This is a genomic window from Pseudomonas sp. Kh14 (assembly GCF_900291005.1).
Classification (GTDB): domain Bacteria; phylum Pseudomonadota; class Gammaproteobacteria; order Pseudomonadales; family Pseudomonadaceae; genus Aquipseudomonas; species Aquipseudomonas alloputida.
The window spans coordinates 1-252 of sequence record NZ_OLKJ01000208.1; the positions used below are offsets into that span (position 1 = coordinate 1).

Consider the following 252-nt stretch of genomic DNA (forward strand, 5'->3'; position numbering starts at 1 on the left):
GTATATCCAAGGCCAGAAGGATTACTTCTTCATCTGTTTTGAAATCACTTTCACCGAGTCTTTCTACCCCAACTTGCCGTATCTCTGAAATCCCTAACTCTCTGTCGCTCCTTGAGGCGGTTGCCGAGTAAAACAATTTGAATTTCATACCCTCCTGCCACAAAGGAACGATCCGGCTGATTATGCTGGTTGTGTTATCTGGATTGAGGACCAAAATCCGTGAATCTGAGGCTATGAGTTTTACCATTGAAG

General features: G+C 44.0%; 1 protein-coding gene. It reads right to left on the reverse strand.

Translation table 11 applies throughout. The annotated features are described in order from the left end of the window. A partial coding sequence (locus FQ668_RS29210; RefSeq protein WP_369333851.1) for an ATP phosphoribosyltransferase regulatory subunit occupies positions 1–247 on the reverse strand: 247 nt, incomplete at its 3' end. Between the last annotated feature and the right edge of the window lie 5 nt (positions 248–252).